This window comes from Caballeronia sp. INDeC2 (assembly GCF_023631325.1).
In the GTDB taxonomy this organism is placed as follows: domain Bacteria; phylum Pseudomonadota; class Gammaproteobacteria; order Burkholderiales; family Burkholderiaceae; genus Caballeronia.
Genome location: NZ_JALQDG010000011.1, coordinates 197885 through 222320 on the forward strand (window position 1 = coordinate 197885; position 24436 = coordinate 222320).

The 24436-nt window shown below is 62.2% G+C and carries 19 protein-coding genes; 2 read left to right on the forward strand and 17 right to left on the reverse strand.

Annotation, left to right across the window (positions count from 1 at the left end; all coding sequences use genetic code 11):
- Nucleotides 1–151: 151 nt before the first annotated feature.
- A complete protein-coding gene (gene ppk1, locus NCS28_RS09340) occupies nucleotides 152–2215 on the forward strand; it encodes a polyphosphate kinase 1 (RefSeq protein WP_250513558.1) in 2064 nt (687 codons plus the stop codon).
- A 70-nt stretch (nucleotides 2216–2285) separates the two neighbouring features.
- Here the strand turns inward: ppk1 and phoR are convergent, their stop codons facing one another.
- From phoR to NCS28_RS09395, 11 genes are all read right to left on the reverse strand, one after another.
- Nucleotides 2286–3599 carry a phosphate regulon sensor histidine kinase PhoR gene (gene phoR / locus NCS28_RS09345; protein WP_250513559.1) on the reverse strand — a complete coding sequence of 438 codons (1314 nt, stop codon included), beginning with the start codon at nucleotides 3597–3599 and terminating at the stop codon, nucleotides 2286–2288.
- 76 nt (nucleotides 3600–3675) lie between these two features.
- On the reverse strand, nucleotides 3676–4377 hold the full coding sequence (phoB, locus tag NCS28_RS09350; protein ID WP_061120967.1) for a phosphate regulon transcriptional regulator PhoB: 702 nt from the start codon (nucleotides 4375–4377) through the stop codon (nucleotides 3676–3678).
- Nucleotides 4378–4433: 56 nt separating this feature from the next.
- The gene (phoU, locus tag NCS28_RS09355) at nucleotides 4434–5138 is read right to left on the reverse strand and encodes a phosphate signaling complex protein PhoU (RefSeq protein ID WP_250513560.1); all 705 of its coding nucleotides are present in this window, start codon (nucleotides 5136–5138) and stop codon (nucleotides 4434–4436) included.
- Between the two features lie 39 nt (nucleotides 5139–5177).
- The gene (gene pstB / locus NCS28_RS09360) at nucleotides 5178–6053 is read right to left on the reverse strand and encodes a phosphate ABC transporter ATP-binding protein PstB (protein WP_250513561.1); all 876 of its coding nucleotides are present in this window, start codon (nucleotides 6051–6053) and stop codon (nucleotides 5178–5180) included.
- Between the two features lie 15 nt (nucleotides 6054–6068).
- Nucleotides 6069–6956, reverse strand: a complete 888-nt coding sequence (gene pstA, locus NCS28_RS09365) for a phosphate ABC transporter permease PstA (protein WP_250513562.1) — start codon at nucleotides 6954–6956, stop codon at nucleotides 6069–6071.
- Nucleotides 6956–7939, reverse strand: a complete 984-nt coding sequence (gene pstC / locus NCS28_RS09370; protein ID WP_250513563.1) for a phosphate ABC transporter permease PstC — start codon at nucleotides 7937–7939, stop codon at nucleotides 6956–6958. The genes pstA and pstC overlap by 1 nt, the downstream gene beginning before the upstream one ends.
- 123 nt (nucleotides 7940–8062) lie before the next feature.
- Entirely contained in the window at nucleotides 8063–9094 is a 1032-nt protein-coding gene (gene pstS, locus NCS28_RS09375; RefSeq protein WP_250513564.1) for a phosphate ABC transporter substrate-binding protein PstS, read from the reverse strand.
- Between the two features lie 223 nt (nucleotides 9095–9317).
- Complete coding sequence (gene glmM / locus NCS28_RS09380) at nucleotides 9318–10679, reverse strand: phosphoglucosamine mutase (protein WP_250513565.1); 1362 nt, start codon at nucleotides 10677–10679, stop codon at nucleotides 9318–9320.
- Between the two features lie 115 nt (nucleotides 10680–10794).
- Nucleotides 10795–11595 carry a dihydropteroate synthase gene (folP, locus tag NCS28_RS09385; protein WP_250513676.1) on the reverse strand — a complete coding sequence of 267 codons (801 nt, stop codon included), beginning with the start codon at nucleotides 11593–11595 and terminating at the stop codon, nucleotides 10795–10797.
- A gap of 232 nt (nucleotides 11596–11827) precedes the next feature.
- Nucleotides 11828–13714, reverse strand: coding sequence for an ATP-dependent zinc metalloprotease FtsH (ftsH, locus tag NCS28_RS09390; protein WP_250513566.1), 1887 nt, complete (start codon nucleotides 13712–13714; stop codon nucleotides 11828–11830).
- A 185-nt stretch (nucleotides 13715–13899) separates the two neighbouring features.
- Nucleotides 13900–14562: an RlmE family RNA methyltransferase gene (locus NCS28_RS09395; RefSeq protein WP_250513567.1), complete on the reverse strand. Its 663-nt coding sequence runs from the start codon at nucleotides 14560–14562 to the stop codon at nucleotides 13900–13902.
- 284 nt (nucleotides 14563–14846) lie between these two features.
- Here NCS28_RS09395 and NCS28_RS09400 point away from each other — a divergent pair, with 284 nt between their 5' ends.
- Nucleotides 14847–15383, forward strand: coding sequence for a YhbY family RNA-binding protein (locus NCS28_RS09400; RefSeq protein WP_250513568.1), 537 nt, complete (start codon nucleotides 14847–14849; stop codon nucleotides 15381–15383).
- 55 nt (nucleotides 15384–15438) lie between these two features.
- Here NCS28_RS09400 and NCS28_RS09405 read toward each other — a convergent pair whose 3' ends face one another.
- From NCS28_RS09405 to NCS28_RS09430, 6 genes are all read right to left on the reverse strand, one after another.
- The gene (locus NCS28_RS09405; RefSeq protein ID WP_250513569.1) at nucleotides 15439–15954 is read right to left on the reverse strand and encodes a DUF4149 domain-containing protein; all 516 of its coding nucleotides are present in this window, start codon (nucleotides 15952–15954) and stop codon (nucleotides 15439–15441) included.
- Nucleotides 15954–16430 (reverse strand): transcription elongation factor GreA, encoded by a 477-nt coding sequence (gene greA / locus NCS28_RS09410; protein ID WP_061120979.1) that lies wholly within the window; start codon nucleotides 16428–16430, stop codon nucleotides 15954–15956. The genes NCS28_RS09405 and greA overlap by 1 nt, the downstream gene beginning before the upstream one ends.
- Nucleotides 16431–16543: 113 nt before the next feature.
- Nucleotides 16544–19798 carry a carbamoyl-phosphate synthase large subunit gene (gene carB / locus NCS28_RS09415; protein ID WP_250513570.1) on the reverse strand — a complete coding sequence of 1085 codons (3255 nt, stop codon included), beginning with the start codon at nucleotides 19796–19798 and terminating at the stop codon, nucleotides 16544–16546.
- Between the two features lie 30 nt (nucleotides 19799–19828).
- Nucleotides 19829–20971 (reverse strand): glutamine-hydrolyzing carbamoyl-phosphate synthase small subunit, encoded by a 1143-nt coding sequence (gene carA / locus NCS28_RS09420; RefSeq protein ID WP_250513571.1) that lies wholly within the window; start codon nucleotides 20969–20971, stop codon nucleotides 19829–19831.
- Nucleotides 20972–21313: 342 nt separating this feature from the next.
- Entirely contained in the window at nucleotides 21314–22564 is a 1251-nt protein-coding gene (locus NCS28_RS09425) for an MFS transporter (RefSeq protein ID WP_250513572.1), read from the reverse strand.
- Between the two features lie 113 nt (nucleotides 22565–22677).
- Nucleotides 22678–24333 carry a transglycosylase SLT domain-containing protein gene (locus tag NCS28_RS09430; protein ID WP_250513573.1) on the reverse strand — a complete coding sequence of 552 codons (1656 nt, stop codon included), beginning with the start codon at nucleotides 24331–24333 and terminating at the stop codon, nucleotides 22678–22680.
- Between the last annotated feature and the right edge of the window lie 103 nt (nucleotides 24334–24436).

Below are 24436 nucleotides of genomic sequence, written 5' to 3' on the forward strand. Positions count from 1 at the left end.
GCGCGTTCGGAACCGCGCGTTCGCGCTAGCGACGCTATCCGCAATGTGAGTAGAATTTGTGACAATCGTTCTGTCATAAAAAACACATCATACTGTGAGAGCATCCGAGAGTTCCCTTGCCCATCTGATCGAGACACCTTCCCTCCCTCCGATGTCCATACGCTATCCGCTCTTCAACCGCGAACTGGGCATACTAGGTTTCAACGAGCGCGTCCTCGCGCAAGCCGCCGACACGACGGTTCCCTTGTTGGAACGCCTGCGTTTCATCTGCATCACGAGCAGCAACCTCGACGAATTCTTCGAAGTCCGCATGGCGGGCCTGCAAGAGCAGATGCGCGACAACCCCGGCTCGCTCTCGCCGGACGGCATGTCGTTGCAACACGTCTACGACCTCGTCTCCGAGCGCGCGCAGCGTCTCGTGCGCCAGCAATACTCGATGCTGCACGACATCGTGCTACCGGCGCTCGAAATGGAAGGCATCTACTTTCACGGCGCGGAAGACTGGACCGAGCAACAGACCGCGTGGGCGCGCGAATATTTTCACAGCGAACTCTTGCCGGTGCTCACGCCGATCGGCCTCGACCCCGCGCATCCGTTTCCGCGCGTGCTGAACAAGAGCCTGAACTTCGTCGTCGAACTGGAAGGCACGGACGCCTTCGGCCGTCAGGCGATGATGGGCATCGTTCAGGCGCCGCGCGCGCTGCCACGCCTCGTGCGCATGCCTGAAGCGCTGTCGGGTTATCCGCACGGCTTCGTGCTGCTGAGTTCGTTCATGCAGCACTTCGTCAGCGAGCTGTTTCCGCATCTCGTCGTGCGCAGTTGCAATCAGTTTCGCATCACGCGCAACAGCGAGCTTTTCGTCGACGAAGACGAGATCACCAATCTGCGCGTCGCGCTTCAGGGCGAATTGCCGGCGCGGCATCTGGGCAACGCGGTGCGTCTCGAAGTGTCGGCGGAAACGCCTCCGCATCTCGTGCGGCGTCTGCTCGACGAAGGTCAGTTGAGCGAACGCGATCTGTATCGCGTGAACGGGCCGGTCAATCTCGTGCGGCTCATGCAGTTGCCCGAAATGGTCGACCGGCCCGACCTCAAGTTCGTGCCGCATATTCCTTCCGTGCCGAAGGCGATCGCGAACGCGTCGAGTCTCTTCGATGCGATCGATCAGGGCGATATCCTGCTGCATCATCCGTACGAGAGCTTTCAGCCCGTGCTGGAGTTGCTGTTGCAGGCGGCGAAGGATCCGCAGGTCGTCGCGATCAAGCAAACCATCTATCGCACGGGCACCGATTCGCCGCTGATGGACGCGCTCATGCAGGCCGCGCGCAATGGCAAGGAAGTGACGGTCGTCGTGGAACTGCTCGCGCGTTTCGATGAAGAGACGAACATCAACTGGGCGTCACAGCTCGAAGCCGTGGGCGCGCATGTCGTGTACGGCGTCGTCGGACATAAGTGCCACGCGAAGATGATGTTGATCGTGCGGCGCGTGTCGCAAGGCGGCAAGCTCGTGCTGAAGCGGTATGCGCATCTGGGCACGGGCAACTATCATCCGCGCACGGCGCGTCTTTATACCGATTTCGGGTTGATGACGTCCGATCAGGAGATGTGCGAGGACGTGCATCACGTCTTTCAGCAACTGACCGGCATCGGCGGCGAGATTGCGCTCCATCAGCTATGGCAATCGCCGTTCACGCTGCACGCGAAGCTCATCGATGCGATCCGCGCGGAGGCCGAGCACGCGCGCGCGGGACGGCGTGCGCGCATCGTGGCGAAGATGAATGCCTTGCTGGAGCCTACGGTCATTGCCGCGCTTTACGAGGCGTCGCATGCGGGCGTGAAGATCGATCTGATCGTGCGGGGGGTGTGTTCGCTGAAGCCCGGTGTGGAGGATCTGTCGGAGAACATCACGGTGAGGTCGATCGTCGGGCGCTTTCTCGAACATCATCGGATCTTTTATTTTTATGCGAACGGCAGGGAAGACGTGTTTCTTTCGAGCGCCGACTGGATGGATCGCAACTTTTTTCGTCGCGTGGAAGTGGCGTTTCCGATTCGCGATCGGCGGTTAAAGCGAAGGGTGATTGCCGAAGGGTTGTCGGTGTGTCTTGGCGATAATCAATCGGCTTGGGTCATGCAGAGCGATGGGCATTATCGGAAGCGGCGGCCTGGCAAATCTATTCGCAATGCGCAGCTAGGGTTGCTTGCCAAGTTTTGTTCTTGATTTGTTTGCTTCGTTGTATTGTTGCCGGGTTCCGTAACAACACAAGCGAAAGCTGAAACCAAAAAGTGCCTCACGCGGCCAGCGACTTCCTCAACGCAGTCCGCGACGCAGGAAACCTTACGATAAACGTGCTGCCGTTCCCCACCTCACTCTTAACATCGAGCTCGGCATTGTGCCGTTGCAACACATGCTTGACGATAGCGAGACCGAGCCCCGTGCCCCCCGTATCCCGCGACCGGCTTCTATCCACGCGATAGAAACGCTCAGTCAACCGCGGAATATGCTCGGCCGGAATGCCAAGCCCACTGTCCCGCACAGTAAACACCGCACGCTCCTTTAAGCGCTGCCACGTCACCTCGATAGTCCCGCCGTCAGGTGTATACCGCACCGCATTCGTCACGAGGTTGCCGAGCGCGCTCATCACCTCAGTCTCCGCCCCTGCGATAGTCAACGCATCGTCGCAATGAAACGTGATCCGATGCCTTCCGTTCGACAGGTTATTGGCATCGTCCTCCAGATGCCGCATTACAGCCCGCATATCGAGCAGCTCTTCGCCCGGGGGCCGCATGTCGCCCTCCAGATTGGCGAGCACGAGCAGATCGCGCACGATGTTCTGCATCCGCGATGCCTGCTGCTCCATCATGTCTAGATAGCGCATGCGATCCGCTTCATCGAGCGGCAACTCGCGCATGGTTTCGAGAAAGCCGGAGAGCACCGTGAGCGGCGTCTTCAGTTCATGCGACACGTTCGCGACGAAGTCGCGCCGCATCGAATCCGTGCGCTCCAGCTCGGTGATGTCCTGCGTGAGAATGAGCTTGCGATGGTCGCCATACGGAAACACCTGCACCGACACGGTGTACTTGCGATTCACGCCCATGCCGCGCATCACGAGCATCTCTTCGTAGTGGTGCGCGTTCAGGTAGCGAACGAAATCCGGATGCCGCACGAGATGCGTGATGTGCTGGCGCAAGTCGCGCTTGGCATCGAGCCCGAAGTGCTTCTCGGCAATCGCGTTGCACCACTCGATCTGGTCGTGATCGTCGAGCATCGCGACGCCGTTCGGCGACGCCTGGATCGCCTGTATGAAGCGCGCATGCTGCTGCTCGACCTGGCGCACTTGGGCATGCCAGCGCTTTGCGAGCTTATGCAGGCGGTAATAGATTTCGCCCCAGATGCCAAGCGCGCTCGGCACTTCGCCATAGACCGGCGCTTCGAGCAGGCGCCACAGGCGCTGCATGTGATACGTGACGAAGAAGCCTTGCACGACGAGCATGAGCACCGCGAAGGCGAGCGCGACCCGCACGCCCGCGAATGCGCCGATCGCGACGCACAGCGCGGCGAGCAGCGCGAGGGACACGATCGCACGCGTCCAGATGATGTTCATGTTGTCGGCGAGTCTGAGTGACGTTGATGCGGAACGTTAATGCGGAACGTTGAAGCGGATGACGCTGATCGCGAACTCAGGCGCTCTTCGCAAGCCGGTATCCGCTGCCGCGCACCGTTTCGATCATAGCATCGCAGCCTGCCGGCTTGAGCGCGGCGCGCAGACGCTTTATGTGCACATCGACCGTGCGCTCTTCGACGAACACGTGATCGCCCCACACCTGATCCAGCAACTGCGTGCGGCTATGCACACGCTCCGGATGCGTCATGAAGAAATGCAGCAGCCGGAATTCGGTCGGGCCGAGATCGAGCTTGATGTCGTTGCCCGAATGACTCGCCGCCACGCGATGCGTCGCCGGATCGAGGCGCAGGCCGTTGATCGCGACGACGTCTTCCGTCAGCTGCGGCGCGCGGCGGCGCAGAACCGCCTTGATGCGCGCCATCAGTTCCTTTGGCGAGAAAGGCTTCGTGACGTAATCGTCCGCGCCGATCTCGAGGCCGAGCACCTTGTCCTGCTCGTCGCCGCGCGCGGTCAGCATGATGATCGGAATGTGCTTCGTGCGCTCGTTGTTGCGCAGTTCACGCGCGAACGAGATGCCCGACTTGCCGGGCAACATCCAGTCGAGCAGCACGAGATCGGGTAGCACGTCGCTGATCAGGTTTTGCGCCTGCTCCGCGTTGTATGCGCGAATCGGGCAATGTCCCGCATGCTGAAGATTCACCGAAATCAGTTCGGAGATCGCGGGTTCGTCTTCGACGACGAGGATACTGCTGGGCATCGGCACCTCTTGACCTTTTTGCTTGAGTTAAAACGATTGCGCGCGGCCGGCCATCATCAGCTAAGCGCCTCGCGTTCGAGCTGGTCGCGCGAGATATGGCGCACGTCCGTGCCCTTCACGATATAGATGATGAACTCGGCGATGTTCTTCGCGTGATCGCCGATGCGCTCCACCGCCTTCGCGATGAACAGATAGTCGAGGCCCGCGGAAATCGTGCGCGGATCTTCCATCATGTAAGTCACGAGCTTGCGCACGAAGGCGCGGAATTCATCGTCGATAGCCTTGTCGTCGCGCACGATCTGCGCGGCCGCGACCGTATCCAGACGCGCGAACGCATCGAGCGCGCGGCGCAGGATCGACACAGCCATTTCGCCCGACAATTTGACCTCGGCGATGTTCACCGTGCGCCCCGCGCCGTCTTCGTTGATGCGCTTCACACGCTTCGCGATCTTCTCGGCTTCGTCGCCGGCGCGCTCGAGGTTCGTGATCGTCTTCGAGATCGCCATGAGCAGACGCAGGTCGCGCGCAGCCGGCTGACGGCGCGCGATGATGTTGCTGCACTCCTCGTCGATCTCGACTTCCATCGTGTTCAGGCGCGCCTCGGCCGCAATCACCTGATCCGCAATGCCGATATCGAATTCGTTCAGCGCCTGCATCGCGTTGATGATCTGCGACTCGACGAGACCGCCCATTTCCAGCACTTTCGACGACACCGCGTTGAGGTCGGCGTCGAACTGGCTCGAGAGATGTTTATCGGACATATATGCTCCTTATGCCTTTCTGTTTGACCTGGCTGACGATCAGCCGAAGCGGCCCGTGATGTAGTCTTCCGTTTCCTTGCGGGCCGGCTTGATGAAGATCTTTTCGGTATCGCCGAACTCGATCAATTCACCGAGGTACATATAGGCAGTGTAGTCCGAACAACGCGCCGCCTGCTGCATGTTGTGCGTGACGATGACAACCGTGTAATCGCTTTTCAGTTCGGCGATCAGCTCTTCGATACGGCCCGTCGAAATCGGGTCGAGCGCGGAGCAAGGCTCGTCGAGCAGCAGCACTTCCGGGCGGATCGCAATGCCGCGCGCGATGCACAGACGCTGCTGCTGGCCGCCCGACAGACCGTAGCCGCTCTGTTGCAGCTTGTCCTTCACTTCGGTCCAGAGCGCGGCCTTCGTGAGCGCCCATTCCACGCGATCGTCCATCTCCGAGCGCGAGAGCTGCTCGAACATCTTCACGCCGAACGCGATGTTGTCGTAGATCGACATCGGGAACGGCGTCGGCTTCTGGAACACCATGCCCACGCGTGCGCGCAGAAGCGAGATGTCGCGCGTCGTGTCGAGCAGGTTCGCGCCATCCATCAGGATTTCGCCTTCGGCGCGCTGCTCCGGATAGAGCGCGTACATCTTGTTGAACGTGCGAAGCAACGTGGACTTGCCGCAACCCGACGGACCGATGAAGGCCGTCACCTTCTTCTCCGGAATGCGCAGGTTGATGTTCTTCAACGCGTGATACTTGTTGTAGAAGAAGTTGAGGTTCTTCACCTCGATCTTCGGCTTGATGGAATCGGCAGGTTGCGAACCATGCGTCGGCCGCACGCTGCCCGGCACCGGGCCGCGCTCGACCGGCGTTGCTTCAACCTTCGAATTCAGGTGGTTGACACCACTTTCGACCATATTCATGGAATCACTCCGCCCTTATTTCTTCGAGAAGATCGCGCGCGCCAGGATATTCAGACCCAGCACGCCGAGCGTAATCAGGAACACACCGGCCCACGCGAGCGATTGCCACTGCGGGAACGGACTCATCGCGAACTTGTAGATCGTCACCGGCAGGTTGGCCACCGGCTGATTCATGTCCCACGAGAAAAATTGATTCGACAGCGCCGTGAAAAGCAGCGGTGCGGTTTCGCCGGCAATACGCGCGATAGCCAGCAGCACGCCCGTCACGATGCCGCCCACCGACGCCTTCAGCGTGATCGACATCACCATCTTCCACTTCGGCGTGCCGAGCGCGAACGCGGCTTCACGCAGTGCGTTCGGCACGAGCTTCAGCATGTTCTCGGTCGTGCGGATCACGATCGGAATCTGCAGAAGCGCCAGCGCAATCACGCCGGCCCAGCCCGAGAAGCGGCCCATCTTGGCGACGACGATCGCATACACGAACAGCCCGACGACGATCGAGGGCGCCGACAGCAGAATGTCGTTGATGAAGCGCGTCACGCTCGCGAGCCAGCCCTTCTGTCCGTATTCCGCGAGATACACGCCCGCGAGAATGCCGAGCGGCGTGCCGACGCACGTCGCGAGCAGCACGAGCATCAACGAGCCGACGATCGCGTTGGCGAGACCGCCGCCGTCGGTATTCGGCGGGGGCGTCGATTGCGTGAAGAGGTCGATCGACAGACCGCCGATGCCGAGCTTGAGCGTCGTGTAGAGAATCCAGACGAGCCAGATGAGGCCGAAGGCCATCGCGGCGAGCGAGAGCGTCAGCGCGACCGCGTTGGTGCCGCGGCGGCGTCTTTGCAGCTTCATGCGCGTGGCCTGCACGCGCTCCGGATCCTGATTGAACGTAGCGGGACGGCTCATTATTTACGGCCCTCCCCGCGTTCCATGCGCAGAAGCATGAGCTTCGAGAGCGCGAGCACGAAGAACGTGATTACGAAGAGAATCAGACCGAGTTCCATCAGCGCCGAGGTATGCAGGCCCGGGCTCGCTTCCGCGAACTCGTTGGCGAGCGCCGAGGTGATGCTGTTGCCGGGCGAAAAGAGCGACACGTTGTCGAGCAGGTTCGTGTTGCCGATGACGAACGTGACGGCCATCGTTTCCCCGAGCGCGCGGCCGAGGCCGAGCATGACGCCGCCGATCACACCGGCGCGCGTATAGGGCAGCACGATCTTCCACATCACTTCCCAGGTCGTGCAGCCGATGCCGTACGCCGATTCCTTCAGCAGCACCGGCGTGACTTCGAACACGTCGCGCATCACGGACGCGATGTACGGAATGATCATGATCGCGAGAATCACGCCCGCGCACAGGATGCCGATGCCGATCGGCGGCCCCTGAAAGAACATGCCGATAACGGGCACGCCTCCGAGCAGATGGCCGAGCGGCTTCTCGAAGTATTGCGCGAAGATCGGCGCGAACACGAGCAGGCCCCACATGCCGTAGACGATCGACGGAATCGCCGCGAGCAGTTCGATCGCGACGCCGAGCGGCCGGCGCAGCCAGGCGGGCGACAGTTCCGTCAGAAAGAGCGCGATGCCGAAGCTCACCGGCACCGCGATGATGAGCGCGATGATCGAAGTCGCGATGGTGCCGTAAATCGGCACGAGCGCGCCGAACAGTTCGCTGGGCGGATCCCACTCCGAGCGCCACAGAAACGAGAGGCCGAACTTCTGGATGGTCGGCATCGACGCGACGATCAGCGAAACGATGATGCCGCCAAGCAGAAGCAGCGTGATGACGGCCGCAAGCCGCGTCACGCCGCCGAAAATGATGTCGCCGATACGGCTCGGCGCGCGCTGCGTCTGCGCTGCCGGCACTGCCGACGCTAAGTTGATGTCCGACATGGGAGCCTTGGTTTCGCTACGTGTCAGACCGCGCGGCAGCCTTTCGGCCCGCCGCGCGGCTTTCTTGTTACGACCGTCCGGGCTTCAGAAGCTTAGGACAGTTTCAAGCCAGGGGTACTGCGCTTATTCGGCAACGGACTTGCCCGACGCATCCTTGACCTTCGCCTTCCATTGAGTCTTGATTTCGGCGACGACCGAATCCGGCAGCGAGATGTAGTCGAGATCGTTGGCAGCCTGATTGCCGTTCTTGAATGCCCAGTCGAAGAACTTCAGCGTTTCCGTGCCTTGTTGCGGCTTTTCTTGCGTCGCGTGCAGCAACACGAACGTCGCGCCGACGATCGGCCACGCGTTCTGGCCCGGCTCGTTCGTCAGGATCTGGTAGAACGACTTCGACCAGTCCGCGCCGGCAGCCGCCGCCTTGAACGTGTCCGTCTTCGGCTCGACGACCGTGCCCGCCGCGTTCTTCATGCCGACATAGGTCATCTTGTTCTGCTTCGCATACGCCCACTCGACGTAGCCGATCGCGCCCGGCAGACGTTGCACGAAGGCCGCGACGCCGTCGTTGCCCTTGCCGCCCGTGCCCGTCGGCCAGTTGACGGTCGAGCCTTCGCCGACCTTCGACTTCCACTCGGTGTTGACCTTCGACAGATAGTTGGTCCAGATGAAGCTCGTGCCCGAGCCGTCGGCGCGACGGACCACGGCGATGTCCGTATCCGGCAGCTTGACCTTCGGGTTCAGCGCGGCGATCGCCGGATCGTTCCACTTCTTGATCTTGCCCAGGTAGATGTCGCCAAGTACCTGGCCCGACAGCGTCACTTCACCGGCCTTTACGCCCGGCACGTTGATCACCGGCACGACGCCGCCGACCACCGTCGGGAACTGGAACAGGCCGTCCTTCGCGAGTTCTTCATCTTTCAGCGGAGCATCCGAGCCCGCGAAATCCACCGTCTTTGCGATGATTTGCTTGATACCGCCCGACGAGCCGATGCCTTGATAGTTCACCTTGCCGCCGCCGGTTTTCTGGTAGGCGTCTGCCCACTTGGTGTAGATCGGAGCTGCGAAGGTAGAACCCGCGCCGGTAATGTCGGCGGCTTGCGCGGAGATGGCGAACAGGGCGCCAATTACGCCGGCCAGCGCGGTTTGCATCAATTTCATTGAAACCTCCAGGGTTGTGAGCGTGTGTCGTGTGTGCGTGTGAGACGACAACGCGAAATATAGGAGGAGTCTGTGACAGTAATATGAATTTGCGTGAAGCCAGCGTGTCATTCCGCTTACGCGCTGAAAGTTTGATCACACCCTCTTTGTCAACGCATCGATTCCAATAAAAAAAGCGGGCCGCAGCCCGCTCTCAGCGAATGTGACGGCTTCCAGTAAACGCCTACGAAGTCGCCTCTTTCACGACTTGCGCAATCGTTTCCGCGTATCGAACCGCGTCCTTTTGCGCCGACGCTTCGACCATCACGCGCAACACCGGCTCGGTCCCCGACGCGCGAATCAAAACCCGCCCGTGCGATTCGAGGGAACGCTCGGCTTGCTCGACTGCGCGGCGGATCGCGTCGCTGCTTTTCCAGTCCGCGCCCGCAGTCATGCGCACGTTGATGAGCTTTTGGGGGAACAGGCTCACGCCGTGCAGCAAATCGGCCAGCGACTTGCCGCTGCGCTGGATCGCCGCGAGCACGAGGAGCGCCGAGACGATGCCGTCGCCGGTCGAATGACGGTCGAGCGACAGGATGTGGCCCGAGCCTTCCGCGCCCAGCAGCCAGCCGTTTTCGCGCAGCTTTTCGAGCACGTAGCGGTCGCCGACCGCCGCCCGCACGAACTGCACGCCGGCTTCCTTCAGCGCCACTTCGACGGCCATGTTGGTCATCAGCGTGCCGACTGCGCCTTCCACTTTGCCGTCGGTCGCGATGCGGTCCTTGACGAGCACGTAGAGCAGTTCGTCGCCGTTAAAGAGACGGCCGGTCGAATCGACGATCTGCAGGCGGTCCGCGTCGCCATCGAGCGCGATGCCGAGATCGGCCTTGTGCTCCAGCACGGCGCGCACGAGCGCATCGGGTGCGGTGGCACCGACGCCGTCGTTGATATTGAAGCCGTTCGGCGACACCCCGATCGACACGACTTCCGCGCCGAGTTCGTGGAACACGTGCGGCGCGACGTCGTACGCGGCGCCGTGCGCGCAATCGACCACGAGCTTCAGCCCGCGCAAGTCGAAGCTCGCCGGGAAGGTGCTCTTGCAAAATTCGATATAACGTCCGCCCGCGTCGTCGAGACGCCGCGCCTTGCCGAGACTTTCGGACGGCGCGCATTCCATCGGCTGCTCGAGCTGACGCTCGATTTCGAGCTCGACTTCGTCGGGCAGCTTGTTGCCGTCGGCGGAGAAGAACTTGATGCCGTTGTCGTTATACGGATTGTGCGACGCGCTGATCACCACACCCGCCGACAAGCGCAGCGCGCGCGTCAGGTATGCGACGCCGGGCGTCGGCATAGGGCCGGCCAGCATCACGTCGACGCCCGCCGCCGAAAAGCCTGACTCCAGCGCGGCTTCGAGCATATAGCCGGACACGCGCGTGTCCTTGCCGATCAGCACCGTCGGGCGATTGCCCTTCTTCTGCTGGGCGCGGTCGGCGCCGGCCAGCACCTTGCCGGCCGCGTAGCCGAGCTTGAGTACGAAGTCCGGCGTGATCGGCGCGACGCCAACGCGTCCGCGGATGCCGTCCGTTCCAAAGTATTGACGTGCCATTGTTGCTTGACCCTCCTCGCGTCCGTATGGCGCTTGTTATCGGACTGCGATTTTTAGTTGATGAGTGCTATGGGCGCGCGCCTGCGCCTAACTTCCTAATGATTGAGGCCAGGAGTCAATGATGCCCATTCCCGGCCGCATTCTTTGTGGCCTGCCAGACTTTCAGCGCATCGACGGTCTCAGCGACATCGTGTACGCGGATGATCGCAGCGCCGCGTTCGGCCGCGCAGACCGCGCCCGCGACGCTCGCCGCGAGACGCTCGCCGGCGCCGCGCCCGGTGACCGCGCCGAGCATCGATTTGCGCGACATGCCCGCGAGCAGCGGGAAGCTCGTCCCGGACGGCAACGTGGCCGCGAGATACGCGAGCAGCGCGTAATTATGCTCGACCGTCTTGCCGAATCCGAAGCCCGGATCGAGACTGACGCGCTCCGCTGCGATGCCTGCGTGCGCGAGCGTGGCGACGCGCTCCGCGAAGAACGCGCGTACGTCGGCGACGACATCCTTGTACGCAGGGTCGTGGAGCTGCATTGTGCGCGGCTCGCCGAGCATGTGCATCACGCACAGTCCGCAATTGCTGTCCTTGACGGCATCGAGCGCGCCTTCCTGACGCAGGCCCCAGATATCGTTGATCATGTCCGCGCCGGCTTCGAGCACGGCGCGCATGACGGCAGGCTTGTAGGTATCGACGGAAAGCGGCACTTGCATGGCGCGCAGCGCCTCGACGATCGGCACGACGCGCTCCAGTTCCTCGTCGAGCGGCACGGGCGGCGCGCCGGGACGCGTCGATTCGCCACCGATGTCGATCATGTCGGCGCCATTGGCAAGCATGTGCTCGGCGCGTGCGAGCGCGGCGTCACGCGACACGAAGCGGCCGCCGTCCGAGAACGAATCCGGCGTAACGTTGAGAATGCCCATGACGAGCGGGCGGTCGAAGGTCAGCGTGAAACGGCCGCACTGGAGCGGCGCGGCTGAAAGCGGGGATGAGATTGGCGTGGTCAAGCGAGTCGGAACGAAGCGTAGATCAGAATGGGAACGCGACTCTCGCAAGCGACGGACGCCGCGTTCAGCATCTCATTAAAACCTGGGCCGTAAAGTGAAAATGGGCCGGCGTGCTATGCACACCGGCCCATGAACGGACGCAGGGAACTCAGGCCGTCGCCGGCGCGTTGCCCGGCTTAACCTCGGTGCCGCTGCTGCCACCCGAAGGCGTATCGCCGGACGGCGGCGGCAGATTCTTCGGCGGACGCGGCGGACGATCCGACATGATGTCGGTGATCTGGTCCGCGTCGACGGTTTCCCATTCGAGTAGCGCCTTGGTCATCGCTTCGACCTTGTCGCGGTTGTCTTCCAGCAGCTTGCGGGCAAGCGCATATTGCTCGTCGAGGATGCGGCGGATTTCCGCATCGACCTTCTGCTGCGTGGCTTCGGACACCGACTTCGCGCCCATTTTGCCGAACATGCCGTTGTCTTCGGTGTCGACATAAACCATCGTGCCGAGCACATCCGACATGCCGTAGCGCGTGACCATGTCGCGCGCCATCTTGGTCGCGCGCTCGAAGTCGTTCGAAGCACCGGTCGACATCGAGTTCAGGAACACTTCTTCCGCTGCGCGACCGCCGAACAGGATCGCGATTTCCTCGAGCATCTTGTCGCGATACAGGTTCACGCGGTCATGCTCCGGCAACTGCCAGGTGACGCCGAGCGCCCAGCCGCGCGGCATGATCGTGACCTTATGGACCGGATCGGCGTGCGGAAGCAGCTTCGCCACCACTGCGTGACCGGACTCGTGATACGCCGTATTGCGACGCTCTTCCTCACGCATGACCGCCGACTTGCGCTCCGGACCCATGAAGATCTTGTCCTTCGCGTCCTCGAAGTCCTGCATCTCGACGATGCGCTTGCCGCGACGCGCCGCGAACAGCGCAGCTTCGTTCACGAGGTTCGCGAGATCCGCGCCGGAGAAACCCGGCGTGCCACGTGCGATAACCGATGCATCCACGTCGTTCGCGATCGGCACCTTGCGCAGATGCACCTTCATGATGTGCTCGCGACCGCGGATATCCGGCAGACCGACGTACACCTGACGGTCGAAACGGCCCGGACGGAGCAGCGCTTTATCGAGCACGTCCGACCGGTTCGTCGCCGCGATCACAATGACGCCCGAGTTCGCCTCGAAGCCATCCATCTCGACGAGCATCTGGTTCAGCGTCTGCTCGCGCTCGTCGTTGCCACCGCCCATACCGGCGCCGCGATGACGACCGACCGCGTCGATTTCATCGATGAACACGATACATGGCGCATGCTTCTTCGCCTGCTCGAACATGTCTCGCACACGCGCCGCGCCGACACCGACGAACATTTCCACGAAGTCCGAACCCGAAATGCTGAAGAACGGTACCTTCGCCTCACCGGCGATGGCGCGCGCCAGCAAGGTTTTGCCGGTACCCGGAGGACCCACCAGCAGCACGCCGCGTGGTATGCGCCCGCCCAGCTTCTGGAATTTCTGCGGATCGCGCAGGAAGTCCACCAGCTCCGACACTTCTTCCTTGGCTTCGTCGCAGCCCGCGACGTCGGTGAAATTGATTGCGTTGTTGTTTTCGTCGATCAGCCGCGCTCGTGACTTTCCGAACGAAAACGCTCCGCCTTTGCCGCCCCCTTGCATCTGCCTCATCATGTAGAACCAGAAGCCGATGATCAGGATCGTGGGCCCGAGGTAGTACAGCGCGGAGACGAGCGCATTCGGTTCATCGTCAGCCTTGCCGCTGACCTGAACGCCGTATTTCATCAGATCGCCGACCATCCAGATGTCGCCGGGCGACACGATCTGGTATTTCTGGCCGTCCGCCGGAGTGACCGTGAGATTGCGGCCCTGAACGGTGACATTCTTGACTTTGCCGTTCTTCGCGTCGTCCATGAACTGCGAATAGGACACACCTTCCTGGACGCGGGGCTTATCGAACTGCTTGAACACCGTAAACAGCACCAGTGCGATCACGAGCCACACTGCCGCTTTAGAGAACATATTGTTGTTCAAAGCACCACTCCTCACTCATAGACGGGCGCCTACATAAACCTTGCGACGCCACCAAAGCATTCTAATCCAGACCGCTAACCCCTGCCATAAGGTTTATCTACCGCATAAATAGCGGCAGACAAGCTTTTTTCGGCATAATCCGCGCAAATATCGCGGATTTTCGCCAAACTGGCTGACCGGGCCTTTCAGTTCGGGTGCTTGAGCCGCCGCCCGAGGATAAAAGTCTCCGACGATTTGTCGCGAGAGGCCTTGGGCTTGCGCGGCGCCACCACTTTGAACTGGTGCTTGAACTTTTCGACGATCTGACTGTAGCCGCTGCCATGAAAACATTTGACCAGCAGCGCACCCTCCGGTTTCAAATGGTTCTGAGCGAACTCCAGCGCCAGATCGCAGAGATGCTCGATACGCGCGGCATCCGCACTGGCTACACCGGAGAGGTTGGGGGCCATGTCGGAAATTACAAGGTCCACCCGACGCTCGCCGACGATCTCATCGAGTTGCGCAAGCACCTCGTCCTCGCGGAAGTCGCCCTGAATGAACGTGACGTCCGCAATCGGCTCCATGGGCAGAATATCTAGCGCGATGATCGTGCCGTCGATGCCGCCCTCGCGCTCGGCGTCCCGCTTCGCGCCCTGCGCGAGCTTGTTGCGCGCGTACTGGCTCCAGCTGCCGGGCGTCGAGCCAAGATCGACGATGACCTGCCCCGGCTTGATGAGCTTGTCCTGCTCGTCGATCTCCTTCAGCTTGTACGCGGCGCGCGCGCGATAGCCCTCGCGCTGCGCCATCTTTACGTAGGGATCGTTGATGTGGTCGTGTAACCACGATTGATTAAAACGGTTCTTTGCCATTCAGACTGAGCTCATGTGGCGCGCTGACAGCGCGCCCGGTGCGCATTTTGCTGCATCGCGCGATGCTTTTAGCGGATAATACGCGTCTTGTCGGCCGGACCGGACCTCGCGCGCTCACATGCGCGGAAACCCGGCATCCGGCCTGTTCTGTTTCTGGTGGGCGGTGGCGCGATCGATGCGCCGCCAATCCGGCGCGAAGCCATATGCTTTCGCTTCAGCGTGTTCAAACCGCCTCGCGCGCGTACCTCACGCCGTCCACATTTTAGTCGAGTCCCAAATTTCTCATGCCAGCTCTTAACCTTTCCCCCGCCGAACGCGCCGATCTGCGCTCCCAGGCCCACGCGCTCAAGCCCGTCGTGCTCGTCGGCGCGGAGGGTCTGACCGATGCCGTGCTGAAAGAGATCAACGTGCACCTCGAAGCGCACCAGCTCATCAAGGTCCGCGTGTTCGGCGACGAACGCGAAACGCGCGTCGGCATCTACGACGAAATCTGCGATCGCCTGAACGCCGCGCCCATCCAGCATATCGGCAAGCTGCTCGTGATCTGGAGACCCGAAGGCGCCGCGCCGAAGAGCCGCGCCACCCGCACGCGCAGCACGATGCCGCCGAGCGCGGGCGAAGCCGCCGACCGCGCGACCAAGGGCCGTGCGCCGCGCGTCGTCAAGGCAGTGAAGATCACGCGCGACGCGCCTGCCTTCAAGAAGCCGAAAAAGCAGACGCTGAAAGTGCTGGGCAACGAACGCGTGACGGCCGGCGGCAACGTGAAGCGGGCGAAGAAGCGTCAGACCAGCTCTAAACGCCAGCATCAGGACGTGAAATGATCAAACGGCGCGTGCGTCCCGAATCGACGCACGCGCCGTCTCGTAATAAGCGCGCTTAACTGCGCGCTCGCTTCGCCGCCACCTTGGCCGACTTGCCCTTCGGCACGAACTTGACGGGCGCAGCTCCCGGCAGGCGCCACACCAGCGCAATGCCGAACAGACATTCGATCAGATAGATCGCACTCGATATGCCGTGCAGCACGCCGAACTCCTTCGCATACGGGGAGTTCGCGAGATCGGTGCCTGCTTCCTGCGCCGCCATGCGCAGCGAGTTCATGAACGGTTGCAGCGCGAAGTAGCCGACGAGCACGCAAAGCAGCATCACCGCGACGATCCACCGAACGCGCTTGTAGTCGACGATGCCGCTTTTCACGAAGCGATTGCCGATCAGAATCAGCACGAGCGCGCTGACCACGCCGATGATCGCCTCGATCCTGAAGAGTTGCGCCGCCACCGAGCCCGCCGACGTGCGGTCGAGCATCGAAAAGAGGACGGGCGCGGCGACGAGGCCCAGGGTGAGCAAGCTGCCGACCCAGACCATGCTGACGGTGCGAAAGAGCCGGTGCTCCATCAGACGTAACGCACCGCGATGATTTCGTACTCGCGCGCGCCGCTCGGTGCCTGCACCGACGCCACGTCGCCTTCCGATTTCGCGATGAGCGCGCGCGCGATCGGCGAGCTCACCGAGATGAGACCGTGATCGATATTCGCTTCGTCATCGCCGACGATCTGATACGTCACCATGTCCCCCGACTCCAGGTCCTCCAGCTCGACCGTCGCGCCGAATACCACGCGGCCTTCGGCCTCGACCTGCGTCGGGTCGATCACTTGCGCGGCGGCGAGCTTCGACTCGATCTCGGCGATGCGGCCCTCGATGAAGCCCTGTTTTTCCTTCGCCGCATCGTATTCCGCGTTTTCCGACAAGTCGCCTTGCGCGCGGGCCTCCGCGATCGCGTTGATGACCGCCGGACGCTCCACGGCCTTCAGGCGCTGCAATTCGTCGCGCAGCAACTCCGCGCCGCGCTTCGTCAAAGGAATCGTGCTCATAGACCACTCACAAACAATTTCGTCAAAAAAATTACCGCGGTTAAGCGCATCTCCCGATCAAAGGAGACGCCGCTTAACCGCGGCTCGTGATGCTTAGACTGGTAATCGAAGCCTTAGTTTAGGCGAGCATGGAGCCCTTGTAAATCATAGACTTCCAGATCGCGGAGATAACGCAGGCCCTCGACCGCAGCGCGCGCGCCCGACATCGTCGTGTAGTACGTGACCTTGTTGGCCTGCGCGCTCATGCGAATCGAGCGCGAATCGGCGATGGCGGCGCGCGTTTCGTCGACGGTCGTGAACACGAGCGCGATCTCGCCGTTCTTGATCATGTCGACAATGTGCGGACGGCCGTCCTTCACCTTGTTCACGACCTTCACCGGCACGCCCGCCGCCGCGATGGCCGCCGCCGTGCCCTTGGTCGCGACGATCGGATAGCCGAGTTCGTGCAGCATCTGCGCGACTTCGACGGCCTTCGGCTTGTCCGCATCCATCACCGTGAGCAGCACCGTGCCCGATTCCGGCAGACGCGAGCCGGCCGCGAGCTGCGACTTGAAGAGCGCTTCGCCGAACGTGCGGCCCACGCCCATCACTTCGCCCGTCGAACGCATTTCCGGTCCGAGCACCGGATCGACCGCCGGGAACTTGACGAACGGGAACACCGCTTCCTTCACGCTGAAGTACGGCGGAATCACTTCCTTCGTGACGCCTTGCGCCTTGAGCTTCTGACCGACCATCGCGCGCGCGGCGATCTTGGCGAGCGGCAGGCCCGTCGCCTTCGACACGTACGGCACCGTGCGCGACGCGCGCGGGTTCACTTCCAGTACGTAGATGACGTCCTTCTTCGAGCCATCATCCTGCGGCACCTGCTGGATCGCGAACTGCACGTTCATGAGACCGACGACGTTCAGCGCCTTCGCCATCGCGCCGGTTTGCCGCTTCAGCTCGTCGACGGTTTCCTTCGACAGCGAGTACGGCGGCAGCGAGCAAGCCGAGTCGCCCGAGTGCACGCCCGCCTGTTCGATGTGCTCCATCACGCCGCCGATGAACACGTCGTCGCCATCGGAGATGCAGTCGACGTCGCATTCGATCGCGTCGTTGAGGAAGCGGTCGAGCAGCACCGGCGAGTCGTTCGATACTTTCACGGCCTCGCGCATATAGCGTTCGAGGTCGCGCGGCTCGTGGACGATTTCCATCGCGCGGCCGCCCAGCACGTACGACGGACGCACGACGAGCGGATAACCGATCTCTTCCGCGAGCTTCAGCGCTTCGTCTTCGGCGCGCGCCGTGCGGTTCGGCGGCTGGCGCAGATCGAGATCCTTCAGAAGCTGCTGGAAGCGTTCGCGGTCTTCGGCGGCATCGATCATGTCCGGCGACGTACCGATGATCGGCACGCCGTTCGCTTCGAGATCGAGCGCGAGCTTGAGCGGCGTCTGTCCGCCGTACTGCACGATCACGCCGACCGGCTTTTCCAGATCGACAATTTCGAGCACGTCTTCCAGCGTCAGCGATTCGAAGTACAGACGATCGGACGTGTCGTAGTCGGTCGACACGGTTTCCGGGTTGCAGTTGACCATGATGGTTTCATAGCCGTCCTCGCGCATCGCGAGCGCGGCATGCACGCAGCAATAGTCGAACTCGATGCCCTGCCCGATCCGGTTCGGGCCGCCGCCCAGCACCATGATCTTCTTCTTGTCCGTGGGATTCGCTTCGCACTCTTCCTCGTAGGTCGAGTACATGTAGGCGGTCTTCGTCGCGAACTCGGCCGCGCACGTGTCCACGCGCTTGTAGACGGGACGCACCTTCAGTTCATGGCGCTTCTTGCGCACGTCGTCTTGCTTCGAACCGGTGAGCTTGGCAAGACGCCGATCCGAGAATCCGCTCTTCTTCAAGTAGAGCAGCTCATCGCGCGTCAGGCTCGCGAGCGTGCGGCCCTCGAGCGCCTTCTCCTTCAAGATGATCTGTTCGATCTGCGCGAGAAACCACGGATCGATCGACGTCTCTTCGAAGATCTCGTCCATCGTGAGGCCGAGACGGAATGCATCGCCGAGATACCAGATGCGGTCCGGTCCCGGCTCGCCGATCTCGCGGATCACTTCGTCGCGGCTTTGTGTTTTTTCATCGAGGCCGTCGACGCCCACTTCCAGACCGCGCAACGCCTTTTGGAACGATTCCTGGAAGGTGCGGCCCATCGCCATCACTTCGCCGACGGACTTCATCTGCGTCGTCAGGCGCGAATCGGCTTCGCGGAATTTTTCGAAAGCGAAGCGCGGCACCTTCGTCACGACGTAATCGATCGTCGGTTCGAACGATGCCGGCGTCTGGCCGCCCGTGATTTCGTTCTTCAGTTCGTCGAGCGTGTAGCCGCACGCGAGCTTCGCGGCGACCTTCGCAATCGGGAAGCCCGTCGCCTTCGACGCCAGCGCCGACGAGCGCGACACGCGCGGGTTCATCTCGATGACGACCATGCGGCCGTCCTTCGGATTGATTGCGAACTGCACGTTCGAGCCGCCCGTATCGACGCCGATCTCGCGCAGCACCGCGAGCGACGCGTTACGCAGCACCTGATATTCCTTGTCGGTGAGCGTCTGCGCGGGCGCGACGGTGATCGAGTCGCCCGTGTGCACGCCCATCGGGTCGAGATTTTCGATCGAGCACACGATAATGCAGTTGTCCTTTTTATCGCGAACGACTTCCATCTCGTACTCTTTCCAGCCGAGCAGCGATTCTTCGATCAGCAGTTCGCGCGTCGGCGACAGATCGAGACCGCGGCGGCAAATTTCCTCGAACTCTTCCTTGTTGTACGCGATGCCGCCGCCCGAGCCGCCCAGCGTGAACGAAGGACGAATCACGGTCGGATAACCGCCGCTGCCCGTCGCTTCGGCAATCTGCGCCTGCACGGCGAGCGCTTCTTCCATCGAATGCGCGATGCCCGACTTGGCCGAGCCGAGGCCGATCTTCGTCATCGCGTCCTTGAACTTCTGACGGTCTTCCGCCTTGTCGATCGCTTCCGGCGATGCGCCGATCAGTTCGACGTTGTACTTCTCCAGCACGCCGTGGTGGAACAGGTCGAGCGCGCAATTGAGCGCGGTCTGTCCGCCCATGGTCGGGAGGATCGCGTCCGGGCGCTCCTTCGCGATGATGCGCTCGACCACTTCCCACGAAATCGGCTCGATGTAGGTGACGTCGGCCGTGTTCGGATCGGTCATGATCGTCGCCGGATTGCTGTTGACGAGGATGACCTTGTAGCCCTCTTCCCGCAGCGCTTTACAGGCTTGCGCGCCCGAGTAATCGAACTCGCACGCCTGGCCGATGATGATCGGGCCCGCGCCAATGATGAGGATGCTCTTGATGTCTGTGCGCTTCGGCATAACTGCTCTCGAATATATATGTTCGGTACTTTAGGCGGCGACCTTCGCCGACTCCATCAGCTTGATGAAGCGGTCGAACAGATACGCGATGTCGTGCGGGCCGGGCGACGCTTCCGGGTGGCCCTGGAAACAGAACGCAGGCTTGTCCGTGAGCGCGAAACCTTGCAGCGTGCCGTCGAAGAGGGAGACGTGCGTGACCTTCGCATTCGCGGGCAGCGTGGAGGCATCGACCGCGAAGCCGTGGTTCTGCGACGTGATGACAACGCGGCCGTCTTCCATGTCCTTCACCGGATGGTTCGCGCCGTGATGGCCCGTCTTCATCTTCATCGTTTTCGCGCCGACGGCGAGACCCATGATCTGATGGCCGAGGCAGATGCCGAACGTCGGAATGCCGCGTTCGATGAATTCCTTGGTCGCGGCGATAGCGTAGTCGCACGGCTCCGGGTCGCCCGGGCCATTCGACAGGAAGATGCCGTCCGGATTGAGCGCGAGCGCGTCGGCGGCGCTCGATTGCGCCGGCAGCACGGTTACGTGACAACCGCGCTCGGCCAGCATGCGCAGGATGTTGAACTTCACGCCGTAGTCGAATGCGACGACGCGGAATTTCGGCGCTTCCTGCTTGCCGTAGCCATTGCCGAGACGCCATTCGGTCTGCGTCCACTCGTAATTCTGTTCCGTCGACACGACCTTCGCGAGGTCCATGCCCGCGAGACCCGGGAACGAGCGCGCAAGGCCGAGCGCCTTCGCTTCGTCATCGGTGCCGGCGAGAATGCAGCCGTTCTGCGCGCCCTTCTCGCGCAAGATGCGGGTCAGCTTGCGCGTGTCGATGCCCGCAATCGCCACGACGCGCTGCGCCTTCAGATAATCGGAGAGACTCTGCTCGGAACGGAAGTTGGATGCGAGCACCGGCAGATCGCGAATGATGAGGCCGGCGGCATGGACTTTGGTGGCTTCGACGTCTTCGGCGTTCACGCCGTAGTTGCCGATGTGCGGATAGGTCAGCGTGACGATCTGGCGGGCATAACTCGGATCGGTCAGGATTTCCTGATAACCGGTGATGGCGGTGTTGAAGACCACTTCGCCGATCGTCGAACCGGGCGCGCCGATCGATTGACCACGAAAGACCGTGCCGTCGGCAAGTGCGAGGAGTGCGGGGGAGAATGACGGCAACACGGGAAGCTCCTTGGGGAACACCCTGTTACCGACCTGTCTGTCCGAAATTCAGGCTTGGCCTCCCGTCGCTCGAAGAACGAGGGCTTCCTTCGCAGTGAAAGCGGCGGCTCGCGGGGCGCGCATCGTGGCTCGAACCGGCACGCTCGCGCGTGGCAACAATGGATTCAAGCAGGCGATCGGCGGCGTGCGGCGCGCAGTTCGTGCGCAGCGAACGACGGTGAATGGGAGGTAGGCGCTAGGGTGCGGGTTGATATGCTCAAACCTTCGAATTATAGCGCGAAAAGGTCGCATTCGCCAGATTTGGGAAACATCCGCTTGCCGGTTGCTTGCCTCGGGCGCCGGTCAGCGCACGGCGTGCTCGGCTTCGCGACCGATCTTGCGCAGCACGCGGCTCGGGAAAACGTACCAGACCGCGCTTGCGAGTTGCACCCCGATCAGAACGATCCACACCTTCAGATGCGCCGACGCCGGATAGCGCCCGCCATCGGAAGGCCAAAGCGAAAGCATCGCGCCGACGCCCACCTGAAAGGCGAAGATCAACAGGAAGATCACAAGGGTGAGCGTCGTATGCGCGCGGCCGATCATGTGTGACGGAAAATATTCCGCGGCGACCGCGTAGCTCAGAATGCCCGTGCCGCCGAAAATCCCGTATGCGGCGATCAAAACGGACGGCGGAACCGGCACGCGCAGCACCATCAGCAGTTGCGTCGCGACGAACAGCACCATGCCGGCGCCGCAGAACGCATATACCGACACGCCGCGCCGTTCCATTCCGCGCGCCGCCGCGCCGAAGCCGACACAGCCGAACATCATCGCGAAGCCGAGTATCGACACGAGCGCCGCGGCGTGCGCGGGCTCGAGGTTCATTACATCGAGCAAATAGGGGCGAATCCATAGCGATTGCATCGCATAGAAAACGCCCTGCGTGACGACGGAAAACGACGCGATCTTCCAAAACACGCCGCTTTTCAGAATGAGCCACGTCCCCTTGAATTGGGTGACGACGTCTGCCCGACGATGCGCATCGGTCTCCGCCTTGCGCGGCGCGAACAGGACGATCGCGGTAGCGACAGCGAGCGTGAACACGCCGAGCCCCGCGCACATTTGCCGCCAACTCGCGACCTGCAAAAGCGCCGCGAGCGGCGACCCGACCACGACACCGCCCAGTCCGCCGACGGCCATCGTAAATCCGTTGACGAGCGGCAGGCGCGCGAGCGCGAAATGCTGCGCCGATGCCTTGAAGGCCGCGCTCAGGCACACCGACACGCCGATGCCGATCAGCAACCTGCCGATCATCAGCCCTGCCAGCCCGTGGGATGCGCCGAACACCCAGATGCCGGCAGCCGCGAACACCAGCATGCTCGCCGTAACGCGGCGCGGGCCGTAATGATCGAGCAGCACGCCGACGGGAATCTGCGCCAGCGCAAAGCCGATGAAATACAGCGAGGTGAGCAGACCCAGGTCGGCCGCGGACAATCCGAGGTCGTGCGTGATGAGCGGCGCGAAGCCGAGATTGACGCCGCGGAACACGTACGAGACGAAGTAACCGGCGGCAAACAGGAAGAAAACGCGGAGACGAAGGGTGGACGACATGTGAAACGGACGCTTCATTGATTCTTTTGGTTCGCCAGTGTAGCGGGGTCGCCAAAAGAAAACGCCGTCACCTTGGTGACGGCGTGGATTAGCGCTTCGCCGAAACGCCGGCCTTATTTCTTTTTGCTGCTCTTCGTCGATGCGGCCGGCTTCACGGTTTTCGCCGCGGCAGCGGGCTTCGCAGCGTGCGAGGTCGTCGAAGCCGACACTTTCGTCACCTTCCCCGCCGAATGCGCGACTGCCTTGCCGCCGCGCGAAGACTTCGTTTCCGGCACGCGCGTGCCGATCCTCGACACACCGCCCGACGAACGGCTCGACGCCGACACCACTTCGACGCGCGCCGGACCCGGCTCGGCCGGCACCGGACGGCCGTACGGCACATGCAGGACGACCACTTGACCCGGCATGAACATCTCACCGTGCGTGCGGTTCCATGCGCGCACCTGCGCCGGCGACACGTTGTAGCGGTCCGCCAACGTGCTGATGGCCTGCTTGCGGCGCACGCGGATCACCAGTCGGCGCGTGTCGGGCACGTCGCGCTCGATCGCGAGCATCGCGTTTGCGGCGACGTCGGCGCTGATGTCTTCGTCGTCGTCGTCCGTGCGCGGCACGACGATCGTCGAGCCGGGCTTCAGACGCATGCCCGCGGGAATGCGGTTGACCGACATCAGCGTGTCCGCGTCCACACCGATCTTCTCGGCGATCGCCGCCGGGCGCGAGCGCTCGGTCACGGTGTACGTGGTCCACGACGACAGCGCGCCCGAATACGACGAAAGATTGCGCTGGAACGAAGCCGCGTTGTCGAACGGCAGCAGGATCTGCGGATTGGTCGCGCCGAGAATCACCGGCTTCGCGAATGACGGATTGAGCGAGCGAAATTCTTCCACGCTCATGCCGGCGAGCTTCGCGGCCATCGTCACGTCGATGTCGCGCGCGGTCGTGACTGTCACGAAATACGGGTGATTCGGAATGTCCGGCAGCGTGAGACCGTACGTTTGCGGGTTGCTCACGATGTTCTTCACCGCTTGCAGCTTCGGCACGTAGTTACGCGTCTCGTTGGGCATGCGCAGGCTTTCGTAGTCGGTCGGCAAGCCCGCCGCCTCGTTGCGCGCGATCGCGCGCTGCACGTTGCCCTCGCCCCAGTTGTATGCGGCGAGCGCGAGATGCCAGTCGCCGAACATGTCATGCAGACGCGAGAGATAGTCGAGCGCAGCGCTCGTCGAGGCGAGCACGTCGCGGCGCTCGTCCTGCCACATGTTCTGCTTGAGGTTGTAGTCGCGGCCGGTGCCCGGCATGAACTGCCACATGCCCGCGGCTTTCGCGACGGAGAGCGCCTGCGGGCTGTAAGCCGACTCGATGAACGGCAGGAGCGCTAGTTCGGTCGGCATGTGCCGCTGCTCCAGCTCCTCGACGATGTGATAAAGGTATTTCTGCGAGCGCGTGGTCATGCGCTCGACGTAATCCGGGCGCTGCGCATACCAGTTGACCTGCATGTCGACGAGATCGCTTTGCAGATCGGGAATCTGAAAGCCGCCGCGAATGCGGTTCCAGAGATCGGACGATCCCGCGAGCGAAGTCACCGGCGTCTTGTCGACGTCGATGGTTTCCTTGGCTGCTGCGGTGCGGCGAATGGTGTCGGCGACTTGTTGTTGCTGTTGCTGCGAAGCGGTGGAGGTGGCTGAAGCTGATAAAGGATCTGACGCTGTAGGCCCCTGGCTCGCGCACGCGGCGAGCATCAGGACGGACAGCGCGCTAAGGGTTAGTCGCATGGAACGTCTCTGCTTCCACAAAATAATGCTTGGAAATTTGCAGCCGATGGTACGGAACAGCACTTAAGACGTCAATAAGAATGCGCGCAAAACCCCTGCAAAA